This window comes from Burkholderia pyrrocinia, assembly GCF_001028665.1.
Taxonomy (GTDB): domain Bacteria; phylum Pseudomonadota; class Gammaproteobacteria; order Burkholderiales; family Burkholderiaceae; genus Burkholderia; species Burkholderia pyrrocinia.
In genome coordinates this window covers 209762-236341 of sequence record NZ_CP011503.1, presented here as the reverse complement: position 1 = coordinate 236341, position 26580 = coordinate 209762, and the positions used below count along the sequence as shown (strand labels likewise).

General features: G+C 64.9%; 25 protein-coding genes. 10 read left to right on the top strand and 15 right to left on the bottom strand.

Annotation, left to right across the window (positions count from 1 at the left end):
* Window positions 1-43: 43 nt before the first annotated feature.
* Complete coding sequence (locus tag ABD05_RS01075; protein WP_047898582.1) at window positions 44-1015, bottom strand: potassium channel beta subunit family protein; 972 nt, start codon at window positions 1013-1015, stop codon at window positions 44-46.
* Between the two features lie 164 nt (window positions 1016-1179).
* Between ABD05_RS01075 and ABD05_RS01070 the strand changes: the two genes are divergently transcribed.
* On the top strand, window positions 1180-1968 hold the full coding sequence (locus ABD05_RS01070; RefSeq protein WP_047898581.1) for a 3-hydroxybutyrate dehydrogenase: 789 nt from the start codon (window positions 1180-1182) through the stop codon (window positions 1966-1968).
* Window positions 1969-2089: 121 nt separating this feature from the next.
* Here ABD05_RS01070 and ABD05_RS01065 read toward each other — a convergent pair whose 3' ends face one another.
* Entirely contained in the window at window positions 2090-3289 is a 1200-nt protein-coding gene (locus tag ABD05_RS01065) for an amino acid aminotransferase (protein WP_047898580.1), read from the bottom strand.
* 251 nt (window positions 3290-3540) lie between these two features.
* Between ABD05_RS01065 and uvrB the strand changes: the two genes are divergently transcribed.
* The 5 genes from uvrB to ABD05_RS01040 all read left to right on the top strand — a co-directional run bounded on the left by uvrB (window position 3541) and on the right by ABD05_RS01040 (window position 9083).
* Entirely contained in the window at window positions 3541-5631 is a 2091-nt protein-coding gene (gene uvrB / locus ABD05_RS01060) for an excinuclease ABC subunit UvrB (protein ID WP_047898579.1), read from the top strand.
* A 227-nt stretch (window positions 5632-5858) separates the two neighbouring features.
* Entirely contained in the window at window positions 5859-6410 is a 552-nt protein-coding gene (locus tag ABD05_RS01055; RefSeq protein WP_047898578.1) for an iron transporter, read from the top strand.
* A gap of 45 nt (window positions 6411-6455) precedes the next feature.
* A complete protein-coding gene (locus ABD05_RS01050) occupies window positions 6456-6788 on the top strand; it encodes a cupredoxin domain-containing protein (protein ID WP_047898577.1) in 333 nt (110 codons plus the stop codon).
* A 58-nt stretch (window positions 6789-6846) separates the two neighbouring features.
* A complete protein-coding gene (locus ABD05_RS01045; RefSeq protein WP_047898576.1) occupies window positions 6847-7689 on the top strand; it encodes an FTR1 family iron permease in 843 nt (280 codons plus the stop codon).
* Entirely contained in the window at window positions 7686-9083 is a 1398-nt protein-coding gene (locus ABD05_RS01040) for a 4Fe-4S binding protein (protein WP_047898575.1), read from the top strand. Before ABD05_RS01045 ends, ABD05_RS01040 begins: the two co-directional genes overlap by 4 nt.
* Window positions 9084-9397: 314 nt before the next feature.
* Here ABD05_RS01040 and hemP read toward each other — a convergent pair whose 3' ends face one another.
* The 3 genes from hemP to ABD05_RS01025 form a co-directional block, all read right to left on the bottom strand.
* Entirely contained in the window at window positions 9398-9643 is a 246-nt protein-coding gene (gene hemP, locus ABD05_RS01035; RefSeq protein WP_047898574.1) for a hemin uptake protein HemP, read from the bottom strand.
* A gap of 138 nt (window positions 9644-9781) precedes the next feature.
* Window positions 9782-10267, bottom strand: coding sequence for an SRPBCC family protein (locus ABD05_RS01030; RefSeq protein WP_047898573.1), 486 nt, complete (start codon window positions 10265-10267; stop codon window positions 9782-9784).
* Window positions 10268-10367: 100 nt separating this feature from the next.
* On the bottom strand, window positions 10368-11240 hold the full coding sequence (locus tag ABD05_RS01025) for a pirin family protein (RefSeq protein WP_047898572.1): 873 nt from the start codon (window positions 11238-11240) through the stop codon (window positions 10368-10370).
* 122 nt (window positions 11241-11362) lie between these two features.
* Between ABD05_RS01025 and ABD05_RS01020 the strand changes: the two genes are divergently transcribed.
* Entirely contained in the window at window positions 11363-12337 is a 975-nt protein-coding gene (locus tag ABD05_RS01020) for a LysR family transcriptional regulator (protein WP_047898571.1), read from the top strand.
* Between the two features lie 424 nt (window positions 12338-12761).
* Here the strand turns inward: ABD05_RS01020 and ABD05_RS01010 are convergent, their stop codons facing one another.
* From ABD05_RS01010 to ABD05_RS00970, 9 genes are all read right to left on the bottom strand, one after another.
* Complete coding sequence (locus ABD05_RS01010; protein ID WP_006478310.1) at window positions 12762-13190, bottom strand: ExbD/TolR family protein; 429 nt, start codon at window positions 13188-13190, stop codon at window positions 12762-12764.
* Between the two features lie 13 nt (window positions 13191-13203).
* On the bottom strand, window positions 13204-13935 hold the full coding sequence (locus ABD05_RS01005; protein ID WP_047898570.1) for a MotA/TolQ/ExbB proton channel family protein: 732 nt from the start codon (window positions 13933-13935) through the stop codon (window positions 13204-13206).
* Window positions 13936-13972: 37 nt separating this feature from the next.
* Complete coding sequence (locus tag ABD05_RS01000) at window positions 13973-14707, bottom strand: energy transducer TonB (RefSeq protein ID WP_047898569.1); 735 nt, start codon at window positions 14705-14707, stop codon at window positions 13973-13975.
* 218 nt (window positions 14708-14925) lie between these two features.
* Window positions 14926-15162 carry a (2Fe-2S)-binding protein gene (locus ABD05_RS00995; RefSeq protein ID WP_039370093.1) on the bottom strand — a complete coding sequence of 79 codons (237 nt, stop codon included), beginning with the start codon at window positions 15160-15162 and terminating at the stop codon, window positions 14926-14928.
* A gap of 150 nt (window positions 15163-15312) precedes the next feature.
* Complete coding sequence (gene murI, locus ABD05_RS00990; RefSeq protein ID WP_047898568.1) at window positions 15313-16173, bottom strand: glutamate racemase; 861 nt, start codon at window positions 16171-16173, stop codon at window positions 15313-15315.
* Between the two features lie 39 nt (window positions 16174-16212).
* On the bottom strand, window positions 16213-16689 hold the full coding sequence (bfr, locus tag ABD05_RS00985) for a bacterioferritin (protein ID WP_047898567.1): 477 nt from the start codon (window positions 16687-16689) through the stop codon (window positions 16213-16215).
* Between the two features lie 193 nt (window positions 16690-16882).
* On the bottom strand, window positions 16883-18406 hold the full coding sequence (locus ABD05_RS00980; protein ID WP_047898566.1) for a fumarate hydratase: 1524 nt from the start codon (window positions 18404-18406) through the stop codon (window positions 16883-16885).
* A gap of 34 nt (window positions 18407-18440) precedes the next feature.
* On the bottom strand, window positions 18441-19049 hold the full coding sequence (locus tag ABD05_RS00975) for a TIGR00645 family protein (RefSeq protein ID WP_047898565.1): 609 nt from the start codon (window positions 19047-19049) through the stop codon (window positions 18441-18443).
* 113 nt (window positions 19050-19162) lie between these two features.
* Window positions 19163-20062: a DMT family transporter gene (locus ABD05_RS00970; RefSeq protein ID WP_047898564.1), complete on the bottom strand. Its 900-nt coding sequence runs from the start codon at window positions 20060-20062 to the stop codon at window positions 19163-19165.
* A gap of 303 nt (window positions 20063-20365) precedes the next feature.
* On the opposite strand from ABD05_RS00970, the gene acs reads away from it, so the two are divergent.
* The 3 genes from acs to ABD05_RS00955 all read left to right on the top strand — a co-directional run bounded on the left by acs (window position 20366) and on the right by ABD05_RS00955 (window position 24797).
* Entirely contained in the window at window positions 20366-22348 is a 1983-nt protein-coding gene (acs, locus tag ABD05_RS00965; protein ID WP_047901023.1) for an acetate--CoA ligase, read from the top strand.
* Window positions 22349-22433: 85 nt separating this feature from the next.
* Window positions 22434-22778 (top strand): DUF4212 domain-containing protein, encoded by a 345-nt coding sequence (locus ABD05_RS00960; protein ID WP_047898563.1) that lies wholly within the window; start codon window positions 22434-22436, stop codon window positions 22776-22778.
* A 3-nt stretch (window positions 22779-22781) separates the two neighbouring features.
* Window positions 22782-24797 (top strand): sodium:solute symporter family protein, encoded by a 2016-nt coding sequence (locus ABD05_RS00955; RefSeq protein ID WP_047898562.1) that lies wholly within the window; start codon window positions 22782-22784, stop codon window positions 24795-24797.
* 224 nt (window positions 24798-25021) lie between these two features.
* On the opposite strand, the gene pdxR is transcribed toward ABD05_RS00955, so the two are convergent.
* Window positions 25022-26491, bottom strand: coding sequence for a MocR-like pyridoxine biosynthesis transcription factor PdxR (pdxR, locus tag ABD05_RS00950; RefSeq protein WP_047898561.1), 1470 nt, complete (start codon window positions 26489-26491; stop codon window positions 25022-25024).
* Window positions 26492-26580: the final 89 nt, after the last annotated feature.

The following is a 26580-nucleotide window of genomic DNA, read 5'->3' as shown; positions in this document are numbered from 1 at the left end:
GCCGATGCGGCCGCGTATTGTACGCGAGTGGCAGTGAGTCGCCTTACTCGTATGCGTTGCCGACCACCTCCTCGATGCGTTGCTTCACATCCGGCGTCAGCTTCGCGGCGACGTCGAGCGCGCGCATGTTGTCGCCGATCTGCTCGACCCGCGACGCGCCGGTGATCACCGAACTCACGCGCGGATTCGCGAGCACCCACGCGATCGCGAGCTGGCCTGTGCTGCAGCCGAGGTCGGCCGCGATCACGCCGAGCCGTTCGACGATTTCGTTGCTGGCCTGATCGGTCAACCGGTCGCGCATCCAGTCGTAACCCTGCAATTGCGCTCGGCTGCCGGGCGGTACGCCGTTGCGGTACTTGCCGGTGAGCAGGCCCGAGGCCAGCGGGCTCCAGGTCGTGAGACCAAGGCCGTAGTCGTCGTAGAGCCGCGCATATTCCTGTTCGACCCGCGTGCGGTGGAACAGGTTGTACTGGGGTTGCTCGACCACCGGCTTGTGCAGATGATGCCGTTCGGCGATCTCGCACGCGGCGCGGATCTCGTCGGCGCTCCATTCCGACGTGCCCCAGTACAGCGCCTTGCCGCGCACGATCATGTCGCTCATCGCCCAGACGGTTTCCTCGATCGGTGTATTCGGATCGGGGCGATGGCAATAGACGAGGTCGACATAGTCGAGTTGCAGCCGGCGCAGCGAGCCGTCGATCGCGTTCAGCAGGTATTTCCGGTTCAGCGTGTGATACTGGTTCGGTGCTTCCGCGAGCCCCCAGAAGAACTTCGTGGACACGATATAGCTGATGCGCGGCCAGTCGAGCGACTTGAGCGCCTGGCCCATGATTTCCTCGGATTTGCCTCCGGCGTACACCTCGGCGTTGTCGAAGAAATTGACACCCGCGTCGCGGGCCGCGGCGAGGCATTCGCGCGCGACCCGCTGGTCGACCTGGTTGCCGTAGGTGACCCACGAGCCGAGCGAGAGCGCGCTGATCTGCAGGCCGGAACGGCCTAGCCGTCGATAGTGCATGTGAATCTCCTGCGTGACGGAACCGACCTTAAGCTTAGACGTTTTGCGCGCGAACGGCGGGGCCGATCGTGCACAATGACGGCTGGCCCGCCGGTACGGTCGCGCGATGAAAGCGGATGCGGCGGGCACGTGGTTTATCGATCCGATAACGGGAGGAGACGGACATGGCAGCAGATCTGAGCGGCAAGGCCGCAGTCGTCACGGGCGCCGCGAGCGGCATCGGCAAGGAAATCGCGCTGGAGCTCGCGAAAGCGGGCGCGGCTGTCGCGATCGCCGACCTGAACCAGGACGGCGCCAATGCGGTCGCCGACGAGATCAACAAGGCAGGCGGCAAGGCGATCGGCGTCGCGATGGACGTGACGAACGAGGAAGCCGTGAACAGCGGCATCGACAAGGTTGCCGAAACGTTCGGCTCGGTCGACATCCTCGTGTCGAACGCGGGCATCCAGATCGTCAACCCGATCGAGAACTACGCGTTCTCCGACTGGAAGAAGATGCAGGCGATCCACGTCGACGGTGCATTCCTGACGACGAAGGCCGCGCTCAAGCACATGTACAAGGACGATCGCGGCGGCGTCGTGATCTACATGGGTTCGGTGCACTCGCACGAAGCATCGCCGCTGAAGTCGGCGTACGTGACGGCCAAGCACGGCCTGCTCGGCCTCGCACGGGTGCTCGCGAAGGAAGGCGCGAAGCACAACGTGCGTTCGCACGTCGTGTGTCCGGGCTTCGTGCGCACGCCGCTGGTCGACAAGCAGATTCCGGAGCAGGCGAAGGAACTCGGGATCAGCGAAGACGAAGTGGTGAAGAAGGTGATGCTCGGCAACACGGTCGACGGCGTGTTCACGACGGTGCAGGACGTCGCGCAGACGGTGCTGTTCCTGTCGGCGTTCCCGAGCGCCGCGCTGACGGGCCAGTCGTTCGTGGTCAGTCACGGCTGGTTCATGCAGTAACGCGGGCGCGGGCGGCGTAGCCGCCCGCCGGCGAACGGCACAAAAAAAACGCGCTCCGGGGAGCGCGTTTTTCATTTCGGCAGGGCGGGGCCGGTGACGGCTGCCGCCCGCTGGCGCCGAGTTACTTCAGCACGGCTGCGACTGCATTGGCGACCACGTCGAGGTTGCGCGTGTTCAGCGCTGCGACGCAGATCCGGCCCGTGCCGACCGCATAGATGCCGAACTCGTCGCGCAGGCGATCGACTTGCGCCGAGGTCAGGCCCGAATACGAGAACATCCCGCGCTGCGCGTTGATGAAGCTGAAGTCGCGATCGACGCCGCTTGCCTTCAGACGCTCGACGAGACCGTTGCGCATCGCGCGGATGCGATCGCGCATTTCGCCGAGTTCCTGCACCCACGAAGCGTGCAGTTCCGGCGATGCGAGCACCGCTGCGACCACCGCGCCGCCATGGGTCGGCGGGTTCGAGTAGTTCGTGCGGATCACGCGCTTCAGTTGCGACAGCACGCGCGTGGCTTCTTCCTTGCTCGACGTGATGATCGACAGCGCGCCGACGCGCTCGCCGTACAGCGAGAACGACTTCGAGAACGACGACGACACGAACGCGTTCAGGTCGGCCGCGGCAAACAGCCGCACGGCGGCCGCATCGGCCTCGATGTTCTCGCCGAAGCCCTGGTAGGCCATGTCGAGGAACGGCACGAGGTCGCGCGCCTTCACGACGTCGACGACTTGTTGCCATTGCGCTTCGGTCAGGTCCACGCCGGTCGGGTTGTGGCAGCACGCGTGCAGCACGACGACCGTGCCCGCAGCGTAGCCGTTCAGCGCCGACAGCATGCCTTCGAAGTTCACGCCGTTGGTGGCGGCGTCGTAGTACGGGTACGCGACGACTTCGAAGCCGGCCGCTTCGAACAGCGCGCGGTGGTTTTCCCAGCTCGGATCGCTGATCGCGACCTTCACGTTCGGGTTCACGGTGCGCAGGAAATCGGCGCCGATCTTCAGTGCGCCCGTGCCGCCCAGTGCCTGGGCCGTGACCACGCGGCCCGCTGCGATCAGCGGCGAATCGTTGCCGAGCAGCAGCTTCTGCACGGCCGCATCGTAGGCGGCGATCCCGTCGATCGGCAGGTAGCCGCGCGGCAGGCCAGCTTCGACACGCACCTTCTCTGCTTCGCGAACCGCGCGCAGCAGCGGAATCTTGCCTTCTTCGTTCGTGTACACGCCGACGCCGAGGTTGACCTTGGTCGGACGCGCATCGGCGTTGAAGGCTTCGTTCAGGCCCAGGATCGGGTCGCGGGGAGCAAGCTGGACAGCGGAGAAGAGCGACATGATGATTCGGCAGTAGTGAAAAGAGGGTCAGGCTTTCAGCCGGCGGGGCGGGCGCAGCAAACCGCGCGCCAACAGGCGCGACGCCGGAAAGCGCAGCAGCCTGATATTGTAGCGAATTCGCGCTGCCGGGGGCGGGCGAATCGGCGGCGATTCGCGATTTCGGGCAGCCGTCGCGCGTCAGGAGCCGACAGCAGTTCGCGCGGCCGCGAAGCGCTAGAATGCTTTCTTTGCCCTCGCTCCGGCCGCATTCCATGTCCGAACATCATGCCGAAGTCGGCGACGCGCTCGACGAATCCAAATTCGTCACCTTCGAAGGCTCGCCGTTCCAGTTGTACCAGCCGTATCCGCCCGCGGGCGACCAGCCGACCGCAATCGACACGCTCGTCGAAGGCATCGGCGACGGCCTTGCCTTCCAGACGCTGCTCGGCGTGACGGGGTCGGGCAAGACCTTCACGATGGCGAACACGATCGCGCGACTCGGCCGCCCGGCGATCGTGTTCGCGCCGAACAAGACGCTCGCGGCCCAGCTTTATGCCGAGTTCCGCGAGTTCTTCCCGCGCAACGCGGTCGAGTACTTCGTCTCGTACTACGACTACTACCAGCCTGAGGCCTACGTGCCGCAGCGCGACCTGTTCATCGAGAAGGATTCGTCGATCAACGAGCACATCGAGCAGATGCGGCTGTCGGCGACGAAGAGCCTGATGGAGCGCCGCGACGTGGTGATCGTCGCGACGGTGTCGGCGATCTACGGTATCGGCAACCCGTCCGAATACCATCAGATGATCCTGACGCTGCGCACCGGCGACAAGCTCGGCCAGCGCGACGTGATCGCACGGCTGATCGCGATGCAATACACGCGCAACGAACAGGACTTCCAGCGCGGCACGTTCCGCGTGCGCGGCGACACGATCGACATCTTCCCGGCCGAACACGCGGAAATGGCCGTGCGCGTCGAGCTGTTCGACGACGAGGTCGAGACGCTGCACCTGTTCGACCCGCTGACCGGGCGCGTGCGGCAGAAGATTCCGCGCTTCACCGTGTATCCGTCGTCGCACTACGTGACGCCGCGCGACACCGTGATGCGCGCGGTCGAGACGATCAAGGACGAATTGCGCGAACGCCTCGAGTTCTTCCACCGCGACGGCAAGCTCGTCGAGGCACAGCGCCTCGAGCAGCGCACGCGCTTCGATCTCGAGATGCTGCAGGAGCTCGGCTTCTGCAAGGGCATCGAGAACTACTCGCGACATTTCTCGGGCGCGGCACCCGGCGAGCCGCCGCCGACGCTCGTCGACTACCTGCCGCCCGATGCGCTGATGCTGCTCGACGAATCGCACGTGCTGATCGGCCAGTTGAACGGCATGTACAACGGTGACCGCGCACGCAAGGAAAACCTCGTCAATTACGGGTTTCGCCTGCCGTCGGCGCTCGACAACCGGCCGCTCAAGTTCCCCGAGTTCGAACGCAAGATGCGCCAGGTGGTGTTCGTTTCGGCCACGCCGGCCGACTACGAGAAACGCGTGACGGGGCAGATCGCCGAACAGGTCGTGCGGCCGACGGGGCTCGTCGATCCGGAAATCGAAGTGCGGCCGGCGAGCTCGCAGGTCGACGACGTGCTGACCGAGATCAACGCGCGCGTGAACGCCGGCGAGCGCGTGTTGATCACCGTGCTGACGAAGCGCATGGCCGAGCAACTCACCGAGTTTCTGGCCGACCATGGCGTCAAGGTGCGCTACCTGCACAGCGACATCGACACGGTCGAGCGCGTCGAGATCATCCGCGACCTGCGGCTCGGCACGTTCGACGTGCTGGTCGGGATCAACCTGCTGCGCGAGGGCCTCGACATTCCCGAAGTGTCGCTCGTCGCGATCCTCGATGCGGACAAGGAAGGCTTCCTGCGTGCCGAACGCTCGCTGATCCAGACGATCGGCCGCGCCGCGCGGAACGTGAACGGCAAGGCGATTCTCTATGCCGACACGATGACCGAGTCGATGAAGCGCGCGATCGGCGAGACCGAGCGGCGCCGCGCGAAGCAGATCGCGCACAACGAGAAAATGGGCATTACGCCGCGCGGCGTCGTGAAACGCATCAAGGACATCATCGACGGCGTCTACAACGCGGACGAGGCGCGCGCGGAGCTGAAGGAAGCGCAACAGCGCGCGAAATTCGAGGACATGTCGGAAAAGCAGCTCGCGAAGGAAATCAAGCGTCTCGAGAAGCAGATGGCCGATTACGCGAAGAATCTCGAGTTCGAGAAGGCCGCCGCGACGCGCGACCAGCTTGCGCTGCTGCGCGAGCGCGTGTTCGGCGCGAACGTCGGCGACCACATCAACGGCGGCCGGTAAATCTTTCCAAACGTCACCAAAACCTGTCAGTAACGGGTCTGTAAGCCTTGTCGGATCAGGGGTTTACACGGTATCCGGTTTGTTCGGAAACAGGTTCGGTGCTAAACTCCGCAATTATTGAGAATAGTTCGCATTAACGTTCTTTATTGCGTTAGTGTTTTCAGCGAGCCGCCCCGGCGGCGGCCCGCATGTCGTCAAGGTAGTCAGACAAATAACAAGGAGTGTCCATGTTGGGTTCTTCGTTCATCCGCACGACGGTTGCGGTAGCGGCGGCACTTGCCGCGATGTCGGCCTCGGCTGCTGAATATCCGATCGGCAAGCAGCAGATCCAGGGCGGCATGGAAATCGGCGCGGTGTACCTGCAGCCGATCACGATGGACCCGGAAGGGATGATGCGCAAGGCGTCGGATTCCGACATCCACCTCGAAGCCGACATCCATGCGGTCAAGAACAACCCGACGGGTTTCGCCGAAGGCGACTGGATGCCGTACCTGCAGGTCACGTACAAGCTGACGAAGCAGGGCGACACGAAGTGGAAGGCCGAGGGCGACCTGATGGGCATGGTGGCGAGCGACGGTCCGCACTACGGCGACAACGTGAAGCTGAACGGCCCGGGCAAGTACCACCTGACGATGGTCGTCAAGCCGCCGATGCAGTCGGGCCACATGGCTTTCGGCCGTCACGTCGACAAGGAAACGGGCGTGGGCGCATGGTTCAAGCCCGTTACGCTCGAGTACGACTTCCCGTTCGCCGGTATCGGCAAGAAGGGCGGTTACTGATCGGTGGCATCACGAACGGCGCGCCGTCGTCGTAGAGAACCCAGAATGAAAATTCCCCAGAAAATCGTTGCCGCAGCCGCTGCATTGTGGCTTGCCGGCGCAGCGTACGCTGCCGATCTGCCGACGTTCAAGCTCGAGATGGCGGACGGCAAGCTGAATCCCGCCCGCATCGAAGTGCCGGCCGGCCAGCGTTTCAAGATCGAGATCAAGAACACCGGCAAGGGCGCCGCCGAATTCGAGAGCGTGCAACTGCGCAAGGAGAAGGTGCTCGCGCCGGGCGCCGATTCGTTCGTGGTCGTCGCTCCGCTGTCGCCGGGCGAATACAAGTTTTTCGACGATTTCCACCAGCAGGCGCAGGGTGTGATCGTCGCGAAGTAACGCGTTTTATCTGCGCGCGGGCACACCTGTCCGTTGCTCCGCGCGTCAGGAGGTATCGATGGGTCAGATCTTGTTCATCGTCTGGCGGGAGAGCGTCGAAGCGCTGCTCGTCGTCGGCATTCTCTATGCATGGCTGAAAAACGGCGACGACGACGCGCGCCGCGGCCTGCCTTTTCTCTGGGCCGGCGTCGGTGTCGGCTTGCTGATGGCGGTCGGCCTGGGTGCCGCGCTGGTCGGTTTCACCGAAGTGCTGTCCGGCGACGCGCAGGACTATTTCCAGACCGCGATGGTGCTGATCGCATGCGTGCTGATCGTGCAGATGGTGCTGTGGATGCGCCGGCACGGCCGCACGCTGAAGCGCGACATGGAGCAATCGCTGCAGCAGAGCACGCGCGATTCGAACTGGTGGGGCGTCGCCGTGCTGGTCGCGCTCGCGATCGCGCGCGAAGGCAGCGAGACGGTGATCTTCCTGTACGGTCTCGGTTTCGGCCAGTCGGGCCACGTCGACGGCAACCAGATGCTCGCGGTCGTGATCGGCCTCGGTCTCGCGTTCCTCACGTTCTATCTGCTGCAACTCGGCGGCAAATACTTCTCGTGGCGGCATTTCTTCCGCGTCACCGAAGTGATGCTGCTGTTTCTCGGCGCGGGCCTGTTCCAGACCGGCGTCGACAAACTGATCGACAAGGAAATCCTGCCGCTCGGCATTTCGCAGGTGTGGGACACGTCCGCGATCCTCGATGATTCGGGCACGTTCGGCTCGCTCGTCGCGACACTGACCGGCTATCGCGCGCACCCGGCGCTGACCAACCTGGTCGCCTATGCGGTGTACTGGGCGGTCGTGTGGCTGCTGATGAAGCGCGCGAGCCGTCGTCCGGCCGTTGCCGCGGGCCGCACGGCATGAGCGTTGTCGCCGCAGCCAAGCCGGGCTGGCTCGCGCAGGCCGGCCAGTGGATGCAGCGCCACGGTGCGCTGATCCGCGGCATCCAGTGGATCGTCGTCGCCGTCTACGCGTTCCTGATCATCGTGCCCGCGGTGTTGCCGCTGCCGGACGATTCCGCGCATCTGTGGAGCAACCTCACGCTGATCGCCCAATTCGCGTTCTGGGGCATCTGGTGGCCGTTCGTGCTGCTGTCGATGGTGATGCTCGGCCGCGTCTGGTGCGGCGTGTTGTGCCCGGAAGGCGCGCTCACCGAATACGCGAGCAAGTTCGGCCGCGGCGGCCCGATTCCGCGCTGGATCCGGTGGGGCGGCTGGCCGTTCGTCGCATTCGGGACCACGACGATCTACGGGCAGATGGTGAGCGTGTACCAGTACCCGCTCGCGGTGCTGTTCGTGCTCGGCGGCTCGACCGTCGGCGCGATCGTGATCGGCGTGCTGTACGGTCGCGAGAAGCGCGTGTGGTGCAAGTACCTGTGCCCGGTCAACGGCGTGTTCGGGCTGCTCGCGCGGCTCGCGCCGATGCGCTACAAGGTCGACGAGGATGCGTGGCGCCGCTCGTACAAGAACGGCGAGCACGGCCATCGCGTGATTCCGATCAACTGCGCGCCGCTCGTGCCGTTGCGCAGCATGAAGGGCGCGGCATCGTGCCATATGTGCGGCCGCTGCAGCGGGCACCGCGACGCGATCTCGCTGTCGTTGCGCTCGCCGTCCGACGAAGTCGTGAACCTCGGCGCGCAGCAGGCGAGCCCGTGGGATACCGCGCTGATCCTGTACGGCCTGCTCGGCGTCGCGATCGGCGCGTTCCACTGGACCGTCAGCCCGTGGTTCGTGCAGATCAAGCAGTGGCTCGCGGGCTGGCTGATCGATCGCGACATCACGTGGCCGCTCGAGACCAATGCGCCATGGTTCCTGCTCACGCATTATCCGGATCGCAACGACGTGTTCTCCTGGCTCGACGGCGGGTTGATCGTCAGCTACATCGTCGGCACGGGGCTCGTGTACGGCACGGCACTGCTGGTACTGCTGGCCGGCGCCACGCTGATGCTCGGCCGCTTCGATCGCGTGCGGCTGCATCATCTCGCGCAGGCGCTGATCCCGATCGCGGGTGCGGGCGTGTTCCTCGGGCTGTCGGCGACGACGCTGTCGTTGCTGCGCGCCGAGCATGTGCCGCTCGGCTGGGCGACCGACGTACGCATCGCGATCCTGGTCGGCGCCAACGCATGGAGTGCGTGGCTCGCGTGGAAGGTGACCGGGCGCTATGCGGCCTGGCCGCGCCGGCTCGCGGCATTCGCGTGGTTCGCCGTCGGGCTTGCGGTCGTCGACAGCGCGTGGTGGTTGATGTTCTGGGGCTTCTGACGCGGCTTGTGTGCGGCTTCGGCTGCGGGGCGAAGCCGCGAGGAAACAAGCGCGGTTCAGCTTCCGGCAAGCATTGAGCGGCAACGAACACGGGTGGCATGCGTCACGCATTGGCCGCCCAAACAAAAAAGCGACACGTCGTTCGACGTGTCGCTTTTTTTCTTCCTTGTGCGAGAACCAAAAAAAGTGGCTTGGCTTGCTGCAACGGCTGCTTGAGTGTGTTTGCACGAAGGGGTCTAGATCTCGCGTGCAAGCCGTTACGCTGGCTAATGCCCAACACCTCTCAGGGAGGTGGTCCCCACAATACTCTGTCGTTACTTCGTCAGGATCAGTTTGCCCAGCCGTGTGGCGCGCAACTGATAAGTCTCTCCGTTATGCGCGATGCTGATGTGGCTGTGGCCTTGCAGCAGCGCATCGCTGTTGACGACCCGCGTGCCTGCATCGCGGTTGCCGGCGGGCTTCGCCGGCGTCGTGACCGCTGCCGTCTTCTGACGGCTGCTGCCTGTGTTGCCAGTTGCGTGGCGCAAGGTCAGCGTGGTCGGGCGCATGGTGTCGGTCATTCGGTTGATCGGTGACTGTCGATACGATGGAATGAATTCTAAATGATAACCATTCCCATTCGCAAAAACTCTTTATCGATCGAAGCGGCGGACTTGATAGCTTGAGTCAAAGGGGCGGCCCGCAGGCCGCCGCCGGATTCAGTGCAGCGGATCGGGATCCTTGCGGCCCTGCGCGTATTCGCGGATCAGGCGGACCGTGTCGATATCCGACGTGCGATACGCTTCCTTGACGATCCCGTGCGTCTGCCGGGCATCTTCGCTGTCGTCCGTGACGGTCAGCGTCGTGCGGTATTCGAAACGCAGGAACAACTGGTGATCGTCGTCGCGTTCCTCGATCGTCATCGTCAGCGACCCGCCGATCTCGCCATCGGCCGCACGGATGTCGTAGCGGACCTGCTGGTTCGGCGTGAACGTGACGTGGTCGCGTACGGTCGCGTGGCCGTAGTGCAGCTCACGTTCGAGCGTCGTTTCCGTCCGTTCGCGGACGACGCAGCTATCGAGGCCGAGCACGAACAGTTGCGGCTGTTCGGCACGCAGCACGAGGCCTTCCCAGAGCTGGTCGCGGGTGAGGGTCGGCACGGCCGGATCGTCGGAGTTGATCTGGATCAGGTGTTCGAAGTTCAAGGGGACGGATTCCTTCTGGTGGTGGGCAGCCACATGGTTCAAGAAGTTATTGTGACGCAAAACCATCCGTTTCGCGGCACCTGCCGCCCCCGATCGGGCGTCAGGCTTCGATGCGGCCCATGCGGCCGGTCTGGTAGTCGACGACGGCCTGCCGGATCTCTTCCTCGGTATTCATCACGAACGGGCCGTAGCGGACGATGGGCTCGTTGAGGGGTACGCCGCCGATCAGCAGCAGGTCGAGCGGCGTGTCGCCGGCGGCGAACGTGACCGTGTCGCCGTCGTCCCCGTAGACGACCATGTGCCGTGCGTCGACAGCCTGCCTGTCGAGCCCGTAGAGGCCCGTTCCGTCGATCGGATAGGCAAACACGCGATAGCCGGCCGGCACGGGCTGCGTGACCGTCGCGCCGGGCTCCAGCGTGAAATGCTGGTAGAGGATCGGCGTGCGTGTCTCGATCGCGGCCCGGACGCCGAACGCTTCGCCGGCGATGACGCGCACGCGCGCGCGGCCGTCCGGCGACGTCGCGCTCGGAATACGGTCGGCCGGGATCTCCTGGTAGCGCGGCGCGATCAGCTTGTCGCGGCGCGGCAGGTTGACCCACAGCTGGAAGCCGTGGGAGCGGCCGCCCGCCTGCGCGAACGCCGGATCGGGCATCTCGCTGTGCACGACGCCGGCGCCGGCCGTCATCCACTGCACGTCGCCGGGGCCGAGCGTGCCGGCATGGCCGGACGAGTCGCGATGGCAGAAGCGCCCGTCGAGTGCGTAGGTCACGGTCTCGAAGCCGCGATGCGGATGGTCGGGCGCGCCGACGGCTTCGCCGGGGGCGTAGTCGACGGGCCCCATTTCGTCGAGCAGCAGGAACGGATCAAAATCCATCAGCAGCCGGGTCGGGAACGGGCGGTGAACCACGAAGCCGCCGCCTTCGGTCGTGCGAAGCGCGGGATACGTGCGGTCAAGCGAGCGAGCGGTCGTCATGGGGAAGCCCTCGAAATCATCGGAATAGCGTTATTTTTGAAACATAGCGCTATTATATTGGGCGTTTAACCGTTCGATTTGCGGCGGTTCGCAATGGATTGTTCTGAAATTGGAACGATGACATGAGTATCGATGCACACAACCTGAACGACCTGATGTACTTTTCGCAGGTCGTCGAACATGGCGGTTTCTCGGCCGCGGAGCGCGTGCTGGGCATCTCGAAATCGCGCCTGTCGCGGCGTTTGACCGAGCTCGAGGCGGCGCTCGGCGTGCGCCTGCTGCAGCGCTCGACGCGCAAGCTCGCGCTGACCGAGGCGGGGGAGCTGTTTTACCAGCATTGCCAGGCGATGCTCGCCGAAGCGCAGGCAGCGATGAACGCGGTGCAGCAGTTGCGCGCGTCGCCGCGCGGCTCGGTGCGTGTCAGCGTGCCTGTTACGCTGTCGCAGACGATGCTGTCGCGCATCCTGCCCGAATTCCTGCGTCGTTATCCCGAGGTGAAGGTGCACGTCCGTGTGACGAACCGCGTGATCGACCTGTTCGAGGACTCGATCGACGTCGCGCTGCGCGTGCGCTCGGAGCCGCCGCAGAACGCCAACATCGTCGTGCGGCCGCTGTGGCGCACCGAGCAGATGCTGGTCGGCGCGCCGAGCCTGCTGAGCCAGAATGCGCCGCCGCTGGTGCCGGACGACCTGACTTATTTCGAGACGCTCGATACGCCGAGCGTCGACGGGCGGCACGTATTCAACCTGATTGCACCGGACGGTACGCGTCATGTGCACGAGCACGACCCGCGGCTCGTGACGGCCGACCTGATGACGATCCGCGAGGCCGTGCTCGATGGCCTCGGCATCGCGGCGCTGCCCGAGATGATGTACGGCAACGCGCTGCGCGCGGGCCAGCTGTCGCCGGTGATGCCCGGCTGGACGCTGCCGGTGCCGCAACTGTATGCGGTGTTCGTATCGCGGCAGGGGATGCCGCCCGCGGTGCGTGCGTTCGTCGACTACCTGGTCGAGAAGCTCGATCACGGCGCCTACAAAGAGCCGGGGTGCCCCGAGCGCGCGAAGAAGGAAGCGGCGGCCGATGCTTCGGCGACCTGAACACACCGTGCACGACGAGGCAAATTTGTTTTGTCATTGAAGCGTCGCCTGCAATCGCAAGTTTCAATCGCCGGAACCTTGAATGCGCGGGCGGGCGGGCCTATATTGAAATCCCATTTCGTGAAGGAAGTTCTGAGCGAAATCAGGTGGCCGCATATATTGCGAGCCAGATAGGGCAGAACGCGCAGTCCGTGCAGACCACGGCAAAGTCGCATTTGCGTTGCTCGAGGCGCAACCGATACCGCCGAAGAGCCCGCCGCCCGAAGGCGCCCGCGTGCGCATGAAAAAAGGCCTTCATCTGGCGATGAAGGCCTTTTACTTTGGGGACGCCCGGTTAGGGGGCGGCCGGCAAGGTACGCCCGGTTGGGGGCCGCCTCGGGACGCCCGGTTAGGGGCGGCCGGCGAGGGGCGAAACGCGCGTGCGTTACTTCGCCTTCGCGCCCGGCTCCGTCACGAAGCCGAGCTTCGTCAGGCCGCCGGCCTGCGCATCCGACATCACTTCGGCCACATGCTCGTATGCAACCTTGCGGTCTGCACGCAGGTGCAACTCCGGCTGCGGCGTGCGTTTCGCCGCTTCCGCGATACGCGCCTGCAACTGTTCGCGCGTGACGGTGTGGTCGTCCCACAGGATCGTGCCGTCGCCCTGGATCGCGACGTCGACCGTCTGCGGCTTTTCGTCGACGGGCTGGCTGCTGGCGTGCGGCAGGTCGATCTTCACCGCATGCTGCATCGCCGGGATCGTCACGAGGAAAATGATCAGGAGTACGAGCATGACGTCGACGAGCGGCGTCATGTTGATCTCGCTCATCACGGCATCGTCGTCATCGTCGCTGAAACCGGTGTTCATTGCCATGGTTCACCCCGTCTCAGCTGGCGCGCGTCGCGAGACGCAGGCCGTCGCGCGTCGACGACGATGCGAGGCTCGCGCCCGTCACGAAGTATGCGTGCAGGCCGTGCGCGAAGCGGCGCAGCTTGCTGACGACACCCTTGTTCGCGCGGGTCAGTGCGTTGTAGCCGAGCACGGCAGGGATCGCGACGAACAGGCCGAAGGCCGTCATGATCAGCGATTCGCCGACCGGGCCCGCGACCTGGTCGATCGACGTCTGGCCGGTTGCGCCGATCACGAGCAGTGCGTGGTAGATCCCCCAGACCGTGCCGAACAGGCCGACGAACGGTGCCGTGCTGCCGATCGACGCGAGGATCGCGAGACCGCTCTGCATGCGCGAGATACCTTCGTCCATCGTGTCCTTCAGGCAGCGCGTGACCCAGTCCGACACATCCATGCGGTCGTGCAGGTGCGGTTGCGTCTGGTGATGGTGATCGGCGGCTTCCTTGCCCGACAGCGCGAGCGCGAGGAACGGGTTGTCGTTCGGCGTCGATGCGGCGAGGCCGAGCTTCTTGATGCCGTCGTCGAAATTGTCCGAATGCCAGAACGCCTGTTCGGCGTTCTTCGTGAGGCGGTTCAGGCGAATCACGTTCCAGCCCTTGATGACGATCACGATCCACGACAGGATCGACATCACGAGCAGCGTGATCGCAATGGCGCGCGTGACGAAATCACCTTGCGCCCAGACGTGCGCGATACCGTAGCTTTGCATTTTTTTTGTTTCCTTTGAATCTTCCGGATGAGGCAGGTTAGTCGGTGAGCCCGAAGCTGTAGGGCTGTGTGCGGGCGGCGCGGATCGCCTGGCCGTTCTCGATGTACGGACGGCAGGTGGTCGAGCGCATCGCGTCGAGTGCGGCATCGTCGAGGCGCGGGTAGCCGCTGCTCTTCTGCAGATCGATGCTTTCGATCTTGCCGGTTACGCCGACGACGAAGTGAACATAGGCCGTACCCGATTCGCCGCGGCGGCGCGACATCGACGGGTAGTCAGGCTTCACGAAGTTGCATTGGAGCGTCGGCACGTTCTTCGGCGCGCTGACTTGCATCGTCTCTCGAGCCGGGCCGGGCGTGGCGGCCGGTGCTGCTGGAGCGGGCGCGGCGGGAGCGGGCGTCGGATCGGCGGCTGCCGGCGCGGGTGTCGGCGACGGGGCCGGCGATTGTGCAACCGGCTGAGGCGTCGGCTTTGCCGCTTTCGGCACCGGCTTCGGCTCGACCTTCGGCTTCACGCGCGGCACCGGCTTCGGCGGCGCGGGCTGCGGGATCGATTCGGCGGCGACTTGCTGGGCGATCGGTGCGGGCGTGATGAGTTGCGCGGTGATCGACTGGACCTCGACCGATTTCGGCGGCAGCGCGTTGCGATGGAGCCAGGCGGCCGTCAGCATGATCGCGTGTGCGGCAAGCACACCGACCGCGACGACGATCACTCGGGGATTCATACGTGGTGCAGCCGGCAAGACGCCGGCAGGAGCGGAATGCGAAGCCTGCATGTTAGCTTGAAAGAACGATGTCGCACCCGGGGCGCGGCGGGTGAATCGGCATCACTTGCGGAAGATCAGCAGCGAGATGCAAACGGTGGTCACGAATCCGATCAGCAATTCCATCACAGGCTCCTTGGCAGGTAAGCCGCTGGCTCGCGCAGACGGTGGCTTGCTGACGGTCAAAACAAAAAATGCGGCCGGGGCCGCATGCGTACACTCGGCGCCGGTCAGGCAGCCTTGCGTTCGTAGAACGTGACCGGGATCGGGTGAGCGTGATGCTCGACACCGCACCGGCTCGCGCAGACGCCTTGCTCGGCCATGAGGTCGCGTACGGACTCCTCGCACTTGCCGCAGCACGTGGCCACGCCGAGCTCGAACTGGAGTTCATCGAAAGAGTTGACGCCCTCTGCGAGGGACGCGCGAATCTTGCGATCGGAAACAGACTTGCACACGCAGACGATCATGATGAGTTGCGATAGCTAACGTTAATGCGAATTATTATCATTAATTTTGCGGACGTTGACAAGCCTGGGTCGGGCTTTTTTTAAGGTCATCGGACCCTTGAAACCGCGGGGGTGGCGGAGCCGCGTCGGGAGAGGGCGTGCCGGCCCGCGTCAGGCGGTCGCGCAGGCGCGCGCGTTCGGCGAGGAAATGGTGACGGATTCGACCGGCGCATCGAGGCCGAGCAGCGTCGACGCGAGCACCTGTAGTTGCCGGCCGTCGCTGGTCGAGCAGAAGCGGGGCGGCGCCGCGCGCGTGTCGGCCGGCGCGCGCAGGTTGCGCTCGTCGAGAATCCGCATGAGCTGGCGCGCGATTGCGTCGCTGGTGTCGACGATCGTCAGGCGGTCGCCCACAAGGTCACGAATCGTTTCCGTGAAGAACGGGTAATGCGTGCAGCCGAGTACCAGTGTATCGGCGCCGTCGTCGAGCATCGGCTGCAGGTAACTGTCGAGCAACGCGCGCAATGCGGGCGAATTCGTGTCGCCGCGCTCGATGGCCTCGACGAGCCCGTGGCCGGGCTGGCAGATGAAGCGGCGGCCGGCGCCGTAGCGGTCGAGCAGCGCCTGGAAGCGCGGGCTGTTCAGTGTCGACTGCGTGGCGAGGACGCCCGCGACGCCGCTCGCGGACACGGCGGCGGCCGGCTTGATGCCCGGCTCGACGCCGACGAGCGGCATCGACAGGTGTTCGCGGATCGCGGCGATCGCGCGTGCGGTCGCGGTGTTGCAGGCGATGACGAGTGCTTTCGCCCCTTCACGGGCCAGCCACTCGCCGATTGCCAGCGTGCGTTCCGTAATGAACGCCTCATCGCGCGGACCATACGGCGCATGGTGCGAATCGGCGACATAGATGAACGATTCGTCGGGCAGCTGCGCGCGCACGGCGCGCAGCACCGACAGGCCACCCAGCCCTGAATCGAAGATGCCGATGGGGGCGACGGTGGTGGCCGTCGCAGCGATAACGGAAGGTGTCGACATGAACGGGCTGGAGGCGATGGCGGGAAGGGCGGGGCGAGCTTACTCCGGCGAACCCATCATCGTTTGCTGGTAGTTCTGCAGGCCGACCTTGCCGATCAGGTCGATCTGCGTTTCCAGCCAGTCGATGTGCTCTTCGGTGTCGTCGAGGATCTTTTCGAAGATCTCGCGCGACACGTAGTCGCGAACCGATTCGCAGTAGGCGATCGCTTCCTTGCACGTGGTCTGCGAGATCTGCTCGAGCTTCAGGTCGCACTTCAGGATTTCTTCGGTCTCTTCGCCGACGAGCAGCTTGTGCAGGTCCTGCAGGTTCGGCAGGCCGTCGAGCATGAACACGCGCTCGATCAGCCAGTCGGCGTGCTTCATTTCGCCGATCGACTCGTCGTACTCGTGCTTGCCGAGCTTGTCGAGGCCCCAGTGCTTGTACATGCGCGCATGCAGGAAGTACTGGTTGATCGCCGTGAGTTCATTCTTCAGTTGGGCGTTCAGATATTCGATGACTTTCTTGTCGCCTTGCATGGCTGTTCCTTGTTCAGTGGGGCTTCAGAAACCGAACGATAATCGCTCGAACGAGAAAAGCCAAGCCTCGAAGCCTTGCCGGGCCTGCCTTTTGCGTGTAATGAGAATCAGCCTTGAGTAGCCGGCTACACGCGATAATGAGAACGAGAAGCAAAAAGGCCGGACTCCCGTCCGGCCTTTCGTGCGATCGCGCTTAAGCGGCCGCGACCGGGATCTTGCCGATCTTCGCCTGCCACTCCTTCGGACCGGTCTGGTGCACCGACGTGCCCGACGAATCGACGGCAACCGTCACCGGCATGTCCTGCACGTCGAACTCGTAGATCGCTTCCATGCCGAGGTCTTCGAACGCGAGCACCTTCGCGCCGCGGATCGCCTTCGACACGAGGTAGGCCGCGCCGCCGACCGCCATCAGGTAGGCCGCCTTGTGCTTCTTGATCGCGTCGATCGCGACCGGGCCGCGCTCGGCCTTGCCGACCATCGAGATCAGGCCCGTTTGCGCGAGCATCGTCTCGGTGAACTTGTCCATGCGCGTGGCCGTCGTCGGGCCGGCCGGGCCGACCACCTCGTCGCGCACCGGATCGACCGGGCCGACGTAGTAGATCACGCGGTTCGTGAAGTCGACCGGCAGCTTCTCGCCCTTCGCGAGCATGTCGGCGATGCGCTTGTGCGCGGCGTCGCGGCCGGTGAGCATCTTGCCCGACAGCAGCAGCGTCTGGCCCGGCGCCCAGCTCGCGACTTCCTCCGGCGTCAGCGTGTTCAGGTCGACGCGCTTGCTGGTTTCCGTGTTCGGTTCCCACTGGACCTTGGGCCAGGCGTCGAGCGACGGCGCTTCAAGCTTGGCCGGGCCCGAGCCGTCGAGCACGAAGTGCGCGTGGCGCGTGGCCGCGCAGTTCGGGATCAGCGCGACCGGCTTCGACGCGGCGTGCGTCGGTGCGGCCATGATCTTCACGTCGAGCACGGTCGCCAGGCCGCCGAGGCCCTGCGCGCCGATGCCGAGCGCGTTGACCTTCTCGTGCAGCTCGACGCGCAGTTCCTCGACCCAGTCCTGCGGGCCGCGCGCGATGATTTCCTGGATGTCGATCGGCTCCATCAGCGATTCCTTCGCCATCAGCATCGCCTTCTCGGCGGTGCCGCCGATGCCGATCCCGAGCATGCCGGGCGGGCACCAGCCCGCGCCCATCGTCGGGACCGTCTTCAGCACCCAGTCGACGATCGAGTCGGACGGGTTCAGCATCACGAACTTCGACTTGTTCTCCGAGCCGCCGCCCTTCGCCGCGACCTGCACGTCGACCTTGTCGCCCGGCACGATCTCGTAGTGGATCACGGCCGGCGTGTTGTCCTTGGTGTTCTTGCGGCCGCCTTCCGGCGGGTTGACGATCGACGCGCGCAGCACGTTGTCCGGGTGCGTGTAACCGCGGCGCACGCCTTCGTTGATCATGTCGGTGAGGCCCATCGTCGCGCCGTCCCAGCGCACGTCCATGCCGACCTTCACGAAGATTGTGACGATGCCGGTGTCCTGGCAGATCGGGCGCTTGCCTTCCGCGCACATGCGGCTGTTCGTGAGGATCTGTGCGATCGCGTCCTTCGCGGCCGGGCTCTCTTCCAGCTCGTACGCGCGGCCGAGTGCCTGGATGTAGTCGAGCGGATGGTAGTAGCTGATGTACTGCAGCGAATCCGCGATGCTCTGGATCAGGTCTTCCTGTTTGATGACGGTCATGGCTGAGACTCTGTGAGGACTGTGGGGAATGCGTTTATGCGATGACGGCTGCTTCGGCCGGCTTGCGGGACGCAGCCACGGCTGGCGCATGCGTCTCGTGGAAATGGGTGGGATGCGTGTGGGTCGTCAGGCGGTCGACCCACGCCATCACGAGCGCCGACACGAGGAACGACACGTGGATGATCACCTGCCACATGATCGCGTGCATCGTGTGCTGGTCGGGGTTGATGAAGGTCTTCAGCAGGTGGATCGACGAAATGCTGATCAGCGCCATCGACAGCTTGACCTTCAGCACGCCCGCGTTCACGTGGTCGAGCCATTCGGGCTCGTCGGGGTGGCCCTCGATGCCGAGGCGCGACACGAACGTTTCGTAACCGCCGACGATCACCATGATCAGCAGGTTCGAGATCATCACCACGTCGATCAGGCCGAGCACCGCGAGCATCACGCTGATTTCGTCGAGGCCGGCCGCATGCGACAGCAGATGCCAGACTTCCTTCAGGAACAGGAACACGTAGACGGCCTGCGCGACGATCAGGCCCAGGTAAAGCGGAACCTGGAGCCAGCGGCTCATGAAAATCAGGGCGGGAAGCGGGCGAAGCGAGCGACGGGCAGGGTGGCCGGGCGAATGCGGGGCGGACATGGTGGTGGTGCGGGCGCGGTGCGCAGGTATCGGGGGTAATCTTGAAAAGGCGCGCTATTGTAACGCGTCGGCCGGCGCGACTGCAGCGACGCGCCGGCACGGCCGGGGACCGATCAGGATGCGGCCGCCGGCACACGCTTCACGCGCAGGCTTGCGAGCACGATGCCGGTGACGACGCACGCGAGCGCGATGCCGTGCGCAAGCGTCGGGCGCTCGCCAAGGAACGCGATCCCGTATGCGGCTGCGGCGATCGGCAGCACCGCGCTGAACACGCCGGCGAGGCTGCCCGGCACGTGCCGGATGCCCTTCATCCACAGCCAGAACGAGAAGATGCTGGCCGACAGCCCGTACCAGACGACGAGCGCCCACGTGCCGGTGGGGATGCTTGCGTAATCGAAGTGCCACAGCGCCGTCGCGCCGAGCGGCAGCATCAGGAACAGGCCGAACAGGTGCGTGTACGCGCAGATGTCGATCGGCGCGAGCGTCTGCGTGAGCCGGCGCGACAGGATCACGTAGATCGATTCGCAGCACACCGCGCCGAGGATCAGCAGGTTGCCGGTCAGCGAGCCGGATGCGTCGCCGTGCGCGGCCGCGCTGCCGTTGGCGAGGTTGATCGTCACGACGCCGGCGATCGCGAGCGCGATCGACACGAGCGCACGGCCGTTCGGTTTTTCACGCAGGATCAGCCACGCGAACAGCGCGACGATCGCCGGGATCGTGCTCGTGATGACGCCGGCCGCCACCGCGCTCGTGCGCTGCACGCCGTTGAGCATCAGCAGCGTGAACATGAAGGTGCCGAAGAACGCCTGCAGGAACAGGTTCAGCCATTCGCCGCGCTTGACCTTGCGCATCTTCACGGGGCTGAACAGCGGCCACAGCACGGCGATCGCGATCACGAAGCGCAGCGTGGCGAGGATGGCGACGGGAACGAATGCAACGATGGATTTACCGATACCGACGTTGCTGCCGACGAACAGCATCGACAGGATGAGAAAGAGGGCGTAGCGGTTCAAGCTGGAATCCGGGGGGCGAGTTCAGTTAGGATTGTAGGGTCGCGGTCGTTTCAGCGTAAAGCGCCGCCCGGCGTGCGAAACGGCCATGCCGCGTAAGTGACGGGTAAGTTGGAGCGCTTATCGTGGAAACTGCCGCGCCGCACGTTCATCGTCGCGTGACGTGGTGCGGTGCAACATCGTGCGCAGCCTTCGCGGCCGCGTGCGGGTGGGTGGGAGACAGCGGCGCACAGGCGCCGGCCAAGACGCGCGGCGCGCACGATCGCGCCGCCATGCAGAGGATTCATGTTCACCAAGGGGTTGTCGATGTCTGCGATTGAATCGGTTCTTCACGAAACCCGCCAGTTTGCGCCGCCCGCGGCGCTCGAGCAGGCGGCGACCATTTCCGGCATGCCGGCCTATCGCGCGCTCGCCGCCGAGGCCGAGCGCGATTTCGAAGGCTTCTGGGCGCGTCTCGCGCGCGAGGGCCTCGCGTGGCACAAGCCGTTCACGAAGGTGCTCGACGAGAGCAACGCGCCGTTCTACAAGTGGTTCGACGACGGCGAGCTGAACGCGTCGTACAACTGCCTCGACCGCCACGTCGAAGCCGGCAACGGCGAGCGCGTCGCGGTGATCTTCGAAGCCGACGACGGCACCGTCACGCGCGTCACCTATGCCGATCTGCTGGCACGCGTGTCGCGCTTCGCGAACGCGCTGAAGAAACGCGGGATCGGCAAGGGCGATCGCGTCGTCATCTACATCCCGATGTCGATCGAAGGCATCGTCGCGATGCAGGCCTGCGCGCGCATCGGCGCGACCCACTCGGTCGTGTTCGGCGGCTTCTCCGCGAAATCGCTGAACGAGCGGCTCGTCGACGTCGGCGCGGTCGCGCTCGTCACGGCCGACGAGCAGGCGCGCGGCGGCAAGACGCTGCCGCTCAAGAGCATCGCCGACGAGGCGATCGCGATGGGCGGCTGCGAAGCGGTGAAGAGCGTGATCGTCTATCGCCGCACCGGCGGCAAGATCGACTGGCATGCAGGCCGCGACCTGTGGATGCACGAGATCGCGGACGGCGAATCCGACCGCTGCGAGCCGGAATGGGTCGGCGCCGAGCATCCGCTGTTCATCCTGTATACGTCGGGCTCGACCGGCAAGCCGAAGGGCGTGCAGCACAGCACGGGCGGCTACCTGCTGTGGGCCGCGCAGACGATGAAGTGGACCTTCGACTGGAAGCCGACCGACGTGTTCTGGTGCACGGCCGACATCGGCTGGGTCACCGGTCACACGTACATCACGTACGGCCCGCTCGCGTGCGGCGGCACGCAGGTCGTGTTCGAGGGCGTGCCGACCTACCCGGACGCCGGCCGTTTCTGGAAGATGATCGGCGATCACAAGGTCACCGTGTTCTACACCGCGCCGACCGCGATCCGTTCGCTGATCAAGGCCGCCGAGGCCGACGACAAGGTCCACCCGAAGAGCCACGACCTGTCGAGCCTGCGCATCATCGGCACGGTCGGCGAGCCGATCAATCCGGAAGCATGGATGTGGTATCACAAGCACGTCGGCCAGGAGCGCTGCCCGATCGTCGATACGTGGTGGCAGACCGAGACGGGCGGCCACATGATCACGCCGCTGCCGGGCGCAACGCCGACCGTACCGGGTTCGTGCACGCTGCCGCTGCCCGGCATCATGGCCGCGGTGGTCGACGAGACGGGCCAGGACGTGCCGAACGGGCAGGGCGGCATTCTCGTCGTCAAGCGCCCGTGGCCGGCGATGATCCGCACGATCTGGGGCGACCCGGAGCGCTTCAAGAAGAGTTATTACCCGGAAGAGCTCGGCGGCACGCTCTACCTCGCCGGCGACGGCACCGTGCGCGACAAGGACACCGGCTACTTCACGATCATGGGCCGGATCGACGACGTGCTGAACGTGTCGGGCCACCGGCTCGGCACGATGGAGATCGAGTCGGCGCTGGTGTCACACGAGCTCGTTGCCGAGGCGGCGGTTGTCGGCCGTCCGGACGACACGACGGGCGAGGCGGTGGTCGCGTTCGTCGTGCTGAAGCGTTCGCGTCCGGAAGGCGAAGAGGCGGCGGCACTTGCCAAGACGCTGCGCGACTGGGTCGGCAAGCAGATCGGGCCGATCGCGAAGCCGAAGGACATCCGCTTCGGCGACAACCTGCCGAAGACGCGCTCGGGCAAGATCATGCGGCGCCTGCTGCGCTCGCTCGCGAAGGGCGAGGCGATCACGCAGGACACGTCCACGCTCGAGAACCCGGCCATCCTCGACCAGCTCGCCGAAGTGCGCTGATCTCACCTGTCGTGCGCCACGCGCGCATGAGCCCCTGCGCGGCAATCCCGATTGTCCGCGCAGGGGCTTTTTGCTAAATAACGGCATGACCGTTCCGACCCGTCCGGCGCCTGTCGCGCCGCCGCCCGTTCCCGAACCGCTCGCGCGTGCCCACGCGCGCTACTGGCGTTTCAACGTCGCGTTGATCGCGGTGCTGATGGCGATCGGCTTCTCGGTGTCGTTCGTCGTACCGTTCTTCGGGCCGGCGCTCGCCGGGGTCCGGTTCGCCGGCTTCAGCCTGCCGTTCTATGTCGGCGCGCAGGGCGCGATTCTCGTGTATCTCGTGCTGATCGTCGTCTACATCGGGCTGATGCAACGCGCGGACCGTACGCTGCGCCGCGCGTACGACGACCATGCGGCGCGCATCGGCAATGCGCACGGCGGGCGCTGATTCATGCTGACGCATCGACTGATACGCGCATACGCGCTCTACACGCTGGGTTTTCTCGGGTTCGTGCTGCTGATGTGGCGGATCGAGCGCGCGACCGGCTCCGGCGTCTGGATCGGCTACGTGTTCCTGTTCGTGCCGATCGCCGTGTATGCGGTGATCGGGCTGCTGTCGCGCACGTCCGATCTCGTCGAGTACTACGTGGCCGGGCGGCGCGTGCCGTCCGCGTTCAACGGGATGGCGACGGCGGCCGACTGGCTGTCGGCCGCGTCGTTCATCGGTCTGGCCGGATCGCTCTACTCCACCGGCTACGACGCGCTGGCGTACGTGATGGGCTGGACGGGCGGGTTCTGCCTCGTCGCGTTCCTGCTCGCACCTTATGTGCGCAAGCTCGCGCGCTACACGATTCCCGACTTTCTCGGCACGCGCTTCTCGAGCACGGCCGTGCGCGCGCTGGCGGCCGGCGCGGCGATCCTGTGTTCGTTCGTGTACCTGGTCGCGCAGATCCAGGGGATCGGCTTGATCGCGACGCGCTTCATCGGCGTCGATTTCGCGATCGGCATCTTCTGCGGGCTCGCGGGCATTCTCGTGTGTTCGTTTCTCGGCGGGATGCGCGCGGTCACGTGGACGCAGGTCGCGCAGTACATCATCCTGATCAGCGCGATCCTGATTCCGGTGTCGCTGATCGCGATGAAGAACGGGCTCGGCCCCGTGCCGCAGTTCAATTACGGCAAGCTGATGGAGCGCGTCGCGGCGCGCGAGGCGCAGGTGCGCGATGCAGCCGACGAGCAGCAGGTGCGCGACGCGTACCGGCGGCAGGCCGCGGACATCCAGACGCGGCTCGACCGGTTGCCGGCGTCCTATGCGGACGCGCGCCGGCATCTCGTCGACCAGCTTGCCGACTTGCGGCGCCATAACGGGCCGCTGCGCGAGATCAGCCAGCGCGAGCGCGAACTGGCCGACTTCCCGCGCGATCCGGCGGCGGCGCGCGTCGCGTGGACGCAGGCGCGCGACGACATGCTGGCGCGTGCCGAGCCGCCCGTGCCGATGCACGAACCGTTTCCCGCCGCGAGCGACGACGAACGCAAGCCGCGCGAGCGGAATTTCCTCGCGCTGCTGCTGTGCCTGTCGCTCGGCACCGCGAGCCTGCCGCACATCCTGACGCGCTACAACACGACCACGTCGGTTGCGTCGGCGCGGCGCTCGGTCGGCTGGACGCTGTTCTTCATCGCGCTGTTCTACCTGAGCGTGCCGGTGCTCGCGGTGCTGATCAAGTACGAGATCCTGGCGAACCTCGTCGGGCGGCCGTTCGCCGAATTGCCGGCGTGGGTCACGCAATGGCATCACTTCGAGCCCGACCTGATCAGCGTCGTCGAGGTGATTCGCGACGGCATCGTGCACTGGTCGGAAATCCAGATGCAGCCGGACATGGTCGTGCTGGCCGCGCCGGAGATCGCGGGGCTCCCGTATGTCGTGTCGGGGCTGATCGCGGCCGGTGCGCTTGCCGCCGCGCTGTCGACCGCGGACGGGCTGCTGCTGACGATCGCGAATGCGCTGTCGCACGACGTTTATTACTGCATGGTCGCGCCGGACGCATCGAGCCAGCGGCGCGTGACGATCTCGAAGGTGCTGCTGCTCGGTGTCGCGCTGTTCGCGTCGTATGTCGCGTCGCTCAATACGGGGAAGATTTTGTTTCTCGTCGGCGCGGCGTTCTCGCTGGCGGCATCGAGCTTCTTTCCGGTGCTCGTGCTCGGCGTGTTCTGGAAGCGCACGACGACGCGCGGCGCGATCGCCGGGATGGTGACGGGGCTCGCGGTGTGCGTGTACTACATCGTGTCGACCTATCCGTTCTTCACGCAGCTGACGGGGTTCGCGGGGCGCACGTGGTTCGGGATCGAGCCGATCAGCTCGGGCGTGTTCGGCGTGCCGGCGGGGTTTGCGGTGGCGATCGTGGTGAGTCTGTGCGATCGGCGGCCGGATGAATATACGCGGGCGCTGGTGGATTACATCAGGCATCCGTGAGGGGGAGGGCGCGGGGAGGCCGGCGGGACGGAACGGTCGCATTGCCACACACGCCGACGATCAAGTAGATGGGTTCGTCCACCACGGCTTCGACGGCTTCGACGGCTTCGGGAAAGAGATGTGGCCGAGTATGACTAATGACAAGCATCGAGCAAACGCGAATGCTACTCGAGATATTGAACGAATCAGGCGATACGGTTTGTGTTTGACGCTCGCCGGGTTCGCTACCTCGAATCCTGAACGGATATGACGCGCTCGACGATATGGGCGAAGGTCTGGACGGAGGGGCGGATGGCTTCGACATCGAGCGCGCCGAACCCCAACAGAAATCCGTCACGAAATTTTGGATCGCCTTGATTGAACGTGTGCAGCCGGCGAAGGTAAATGCCCTGTTCGAGAGAACGCGATATGGTCGTGTCGAAGTCGACCAGATCGCGAATCCTGACAGTCATATGCAGACCCACCGCGTTTCGCGACGTATCGAGTGCATCGCCAAAACTCTGATCCAGGCATCGGAGCAATTCCGAATGTCTTGCACCGTAGATATCGCGCATCCGCCGAATATGCTTCGCGAAATGCCCGTCGGTAATGAAGTCGGCCATCGCCGCCTGTAATGAAAGGTGCCCTGGCCTGTACAAGCGCAACGAAGCGGCTGCAAAGGAATCGACCAGATCGGGCGGAACGACGATATAGCTGAGCCTCATGCCGGGATACATGATCTTGCTGAACGTTCCCATCAGAATGACGCGATCGCTTTTATCGGCACCTTGAAGCGACGGAAGCGCGCGCTGGTCATATCGGAATTCACTGTCGTAGTCGTCTTCCAGCACGAATGCGTCCCACCGCTCGGCAGCCTCGCACAGCCGGGTGCGCCGTTCGTCCGACAATGTGACGCCCATCGGAAACTGATGCGATGGCGTCGTCACGATCAGGCGGGGCCGACGCACGCATCGTTCGATCTGTATGCCGTTGTGATCGACGGCAATAGCCTCCACATCCAGCCCGTTGGCGCGCAACAGGATCGGCGTCGCCCAATGGCAAGGGTTCTCGACATAAGCCAGTTCACCCGCATCGGCCAGAATGCGCGAGCAAAGATCGATCGACTGATTGCTGCCCATGGTCACGATGATCTGTTCCGGGGTAGTTCGGACTGCTCGCGATATGCGCAGGTAGTCGGACAGCGCGCGGCGCAACGGGAGATATCCCCCTGGATTGGAGTAGCCCATGAGATCCACGTGCTGCTCCCCGAGATAGCGATTCTGGATACGCCTCCATGTCTGATAAGGAAAGTAACCCGTATCGCAGACCCCAGGCACGAACGCGCCCTTACGCTCCTGAATGCCGGCGGGAGCGCGTATCAGTTGCTCCCCGCGTTCAGACAGCGTTCGTGCCGTCGACGCTCGAAGCGACGGCTTCGTCGAATGCGGCAGCGTGTCGGCGACAAGCGTGCCGCTCGTGGAGTCGGAACGAAGATAGCCGTCGGCCGAGAGTCTTTCATAAGACGTTACGACGGTTATCCGGGAAACCTCGAGTGCCGCCGCGAGCGTTCGCGACGACGGCAAACGCGTTGAGGCCTTCAGCGTGCCGTCGGATATCGCGTCTCGGATCGCGTTCGCGATCTGGACCTGTAGCGATGCTGACCCGTCTCGACGAAGGCGGCTGATCAGGAGGTCGGCGAGCAGCGAGTCAGCCATTGGACCTATCGAACTTTCTGAATTGGACTCATAGCATCACCACGGGAACACGTACTGTCAAGGCCAACCTCTTTCCGCTTATTGGTGGT

Coding starts and splice junctions, on each gene's coding strand:
- ABD05_RS01075 (WP_047898582.1), bottom strand. CDS start 1,015: ATGCACTATCGACGGCTAGGCCGTTCCGGCCTGCAGATCAGCGCGCTC.
- murI (WP_047898568.1), bottom strand. CDS start 16,173: ATGTCGACACCTTCCGTTATCGCTGCGACGGCCACCACCGTCGCCCCC.
- ABD05_RS01070 (WP_047898581.1), top strand. CDS start 1,180: ATGGCAGCAGATCTGAGCGGCAAGGCCGCAGTCGTCACGGGCGCCGCG.
- ABD05_RS01055 (WP_047898578.1), top strand. CDS start 5,859: ATGTTGGGTTCTTCGTTCATCCGCACGACGGTTGCGGTAGCGGCGGCA.
- uvrB (WP_047898579.1), top strand. CDS start 3,541: ATGTCCGAACATCATGCCGAAGTCGGCGACGCGCTCGACGAATCCAAA.
- ABD05_RS01005 (WP_047898570.1), bottom strand. CDS start 13,935: ATGCAAAGCTACGGTATCGCGCACGTCTGGGCGCAAGGTGATTTCGTC.
- ABD05_RS01025 (WP_047898572.1), bottom strand. CDS start 11,240: ATGACGACCGCTCGCTCGCTTGACCGCACGTATCCCGCGCTTCGCACG.
- ABD05_RS01000 (WP_047898569.1), bottom strand. CDS start 14,707: ATGCAGGCTTCGCATTCCGCTCCTGCCGGCGTCTTGCCGGCTGCACCA.
- ABD05_RS00955 (WP_047898562.1), top strand. CDS start 22,782: ATGCTGACGCATCGACTGATACGCGCATACGCGCTCTACACGCTGGGT.
- ABD05_RS01065 (WP_047898580.1), bottom strand. CDS start 3,289: ATGTCGCTCTTCTCCGCTGTCCAGCTTGCTCCCCGCGACCCGATCCTG.
- ABD05_RS01050 (WP_047898577.1), top strand. CDS start 6,456: ATGAAAATTCCCCAGAAAATCGTTGCCGCAGCCGCTGCATTGTGGCTT.
- ABD05_RS01020 (WP_047898571.1), top strand. CDS start 11,363: ATGAGTATCGATGCACACAACCTGAACGACCTGATGTACTTTTCGCAG.
- pdxR (WP_047898561.1), bottom strand. CDS start 26,491: ATGGCTGACTCGCTGCTCGCCGACCTCCTGATCAGCCGCCTTCGTCGA.
- bfr (WP_047898567.1), bottom strand. CDS start 16,689: ATGCAAGGCGACAAGAAAGTCATCGAATATCTGAACGCCCAACTGAAG.
- hemP (WP_047898574.1), bottom strand. CDS start 9,643: ATGACCGACACCATGCGCCCGACCACGCTGACCTTGCGCCACGCAACT.
- ABD05_RS00995 (WP_039370093.1), bottom strand. CDS start 15,162: ATGATCGTCTGCGTGTGCAAGTCTGTTTCCGATCGCAAGATTCGCGCG.
- ABD05_RS00975 (WP_047898565.1), bottom strand. CDS start 19,049: ATGTCCGCCCCGCATTCGCCCGGCCACCCTGCCCGTCGCTCGCTTCGC.
- ABD05_RS01040 (WP_047898575.1), top strand. CDS start 7,686: ATGAGCGTTGTCGCCGCAGCCAAGCCGGGCTGGCTCGCGCAGGCCGGC.
- ABD05_RS00980 (WP_047898566.1), bottom strand. CDS start 18,406: ATGACCGTCATCAAACAGGAAGACCTGATCCAGAGCATCGCGGATTCG.
- ABD05_RS01045 (WP_047898576.1), top strand. CDS start 6,847: ATGGGTCAGATCTTGTTCATCGTCTGGCGGGAGAGCGTCGAAGCGCTG.
- ABD05_RS01010 (WP_006478310.1), bottom strand. CDS start 13,190: ATGGCAATGAACACCGGTTTCAGCGACGATGACGACGATGCCGTGATG.
- acs (WP_047901023.1), top strand. CDS start 20,366: ATGTCTGCGATTGAATCGGTTCTTCACGAAACCCGCCAGTTTGCGCCG.
- ABD05_RS00960 (WP_047898563.1), top strand. CDS start 22,434: ATGACCGTTCCGACCCGTCCGGCGCCTGTCGCGCCGCCGCCCGTTCCC.